We start from the raw sequence: 2,437 nt of genomic DNA, 5'->3' as shown, positions 1-2,437 counted from the left end.
GAAGCAGCACGCCGAGCTTCCATTTCGCCTTGCTCAGTTCAAACGCAAGGTAAACCGTGGCATGCTCCGCTGCGGCGGGTGTGTCAGTGCGATCGAGCTTGATCATCTTGATCCTCCGAGGCTGGATGGTCAGTAATCCAATCTTGGGCCTCTCTTGACCACCCGCCACCCCATAGGATCTGTGGTAACTGCCGCCAGCTTTTTTTGTTGCTGGCGGGCCATGGGCGAGGCCGTCGCCCGGCATTCCCTGCGCCCTCTGCTCTTCCGAGGGCCGAGGATGATGCACAACTCGGGTCTCAAAGGCCGCGAGAACGCGTAAACATGTCTTGAGCAGCTGCTCGCAACATTCTCAGTTGTCATCGCCCGGCTTGACCGGGCGATCCAGTAGTCCGAGACGCCTGTGATTGAGCTGAAAGGCCGCGGCGTACTGGATCACCCGCTTTCGCAGGTGATGACAGCTCTTATGCGGCCGCAATACTCAGCACAATGCTCACACCGGCTTTCCCGTGTACGGCATCGACGCGGTGAGGCCGCCATCGACCGGAAAGGCCTGGCCGTTGACATAGGACGCCTCGTCGCTCGCCAGAAACAGCGCCATCGCCGCGATCTCGTGCGGCTGGCCGGCGCGCTTCAAGGGATTGAGCTGGCCGATCTTGTCGGAGGTGCCGCGCTCCCTGGCGCGCTCGAACACCGGCCTGGTCATGCCGGTCTCGATCAGACCCGGGCAGACGGCGTTGATGCGCACGCCGGTGCCGGTGAGCGAATAGGCGGTGGTTTGCACCAGGCTGATCACGCCGGCTTTGCTCGCCGCATAGGGATGGCCACTGGCGCCGGCCTTCAGGCCCGCGACCGAAGCCGTGCAGACGATCGCGCCATGTTGCTGCCGGGTCATGTGCGGGATGGCATGCTTGACCGCGAGGAACGGCCCGATCAGGTTGACGCGGAGCACCTCCTGCCAGTGCTCGACGGTCTGCTCGGCCAGCGGCACCAGGCCGCCGGAAACGCCGGCATTGGCCCAGATCGCATCCAGCCGGCCATGGGTCGCAACCGCGCGGTCGATGAAGGCGATCACATCTTTCTCCGAGCCTGCATCCGCGATGACGGCTTCGGCGATGCCGCCGGCTTGTTTCACCTGCTCGACCGTTTCCTTCACACCCTCGGTCTTGTCGACCGCGATCAGCCGCGCGCCTTCTTTTGTAAAGAGCAGCGAGGCCGCGCGGCCGATGCCGCTGCCCGCGCCGGTGATGATGACGGATTTGCCTTCGAGGCGGCCCATGCGTTGCTCCCTTTGCCGTTCCGCGGGCCTGCCATGGCGCGGAATTTCATTTTCAAACAGGTTTTTAAACGTCGCCTGGCAGCAGCGATGTCACTTGAGACGATGCGGGCCCTGACGTACAGCGAGCGGAGACGAAATTGAAGGGTTTTGGCATGTCCGCCTCGGAAAAGCCGTCGGCCATCGTGACGCGATGGTGGTGGGTGCGTCACGCGCCGGTGCGCAATGACGGCGGCAATATTTATGGCCAGAGCGATATCGCCTGCGATACCTCCGACAGCGAGGTGTTTTATGCCGTCGCAAAAATCCTGCCGCGCGACGCGATCTGGTATGCGAGCAATCTGAAACGCACGCATCAGACCGCGGAAGCGATCTGGGCCGCGGGATTTCCGAAGCCCGATGCGTTGATCCAGGAAGCCGCCTTCGCCGAGCAGCATCTCGGCGAGTGGCAAGGGATGAACCGCGCCGCCTTCATTGCGAGCCGGCCGCCCGGCGCGCACTGGTTTGCGGATATCGGCGAGCCCCCGCCGGGCGGCGAAAGTTTTCTCGATCTCTACAATCGCGTCACCGGCGCGATCGATCGCATCAACCGCGAGCATGCGGGCAGGGACGTGATCGCAGTCGGTCATGGCGGTTCGATCAAGGCGGCGCTGGGGCTTGCGCTGGGCGGCCTGCCGGAGAAGGGCCTTGCGTTCGACATCGACAACTGCTCGGTGACACGCTTCGATCATTTCGAAGTCGGCGACCGTAGCGTCTGGCGGCTGCCGATGGTGAACCAGCAGCCCTGGATCGCGGATGCGTCGCATCGGGCGATGCATCAGCCGGCGGGGCCGGAGGTCGCGACGAGCAAACATGCCTGATTAAGCTCGTCATTCCGGGTTCGCTCGTTACACTCGCGCCCCAGAATGACGTCACAACAAATAAAGGGGAAGGAGACAACATGACCTTGTTCGACATGACCGGAAAAGTGGCCGTCATCACCGGCTCGACGCGCGGCATTGGGCTGGCGATTGCCGGGCGCATGGCCGAGCACGGCGCAAAAGTCGTGATCTCCTCGCGCAAGGCCGACGTCTGCGACAAGGTCGCCAAGGACATCAACGCCAAGTACGGAGAAGGCAGGGCGGCGTCGGTCCCGGCCAATATTTCCAGCAAGGAAAACCTGCA

General features: G+C 63.1%; 3 protein-coding genes. 2 read left to right on the top strand and 1 reads right to left on the bottom strand.

The window, feature by feature from the left end; genetic code table 11:
- Nucleotides 1-490 precede the first annotated feature (490 nt).
- On the bottom strand, nt 491-1,276 hold the full coding sequence (locus JOZ76_RS37460; RefSeq protein WP_291706397.1) for an SDR family NAD(P)-dependent oxidoreductase: 786 nt from the start codon (nt 1,274-1,276) through the stop codon (nt 491-493).
- A gap of 152 nt (nt 1,277-1,428) precedes the next feature.
- Here JOZ76_RS37460 and JOZ76_RS37455 point away from each other — a divergent pair, with 152 nt between their 5' ends.
- Together JOZ76_RS37455 and JOZ76_RS37450 are read left to right on the top strand one after the other, a co-directional pair.
- Nucleotides 1,429-2,133: a histidine phosphatase family protein gene (locus tag JOZ76_RS37455; RefSeq protein WP_291706398.1), complete on the top strand. Its 705-nt coding sequence runs from the start codon at nt 1,429-1,431 to the stop codon at nt 2,131-2,133.
- A gap of 80 nt (nt 2,134-2,213) precedes the next feature.
- Nucleotides 2,214-2,437: SDR family NAD(P)-dependent oxidoreductase (locus tag JOZ76_RS37450; RefSeq protein ID WP_291706396.1), on the top strand; the 224-nt coding region annotated here is incomplete at its 3' end.

The organism is Bradyrhizobium sp. (assembly GCF_019244115.1).
In the GTDB taxonomy this organism is placed as follows: domain Bacteria; phylum Pseudomonadota; class Alphaproteobacteria; order Rhizobiales; family Xanthobacteraceae; genus Bradyrhizobium.
This window is presented reverse-complemented; position numbering and strand designations above follow the sequence as displayed.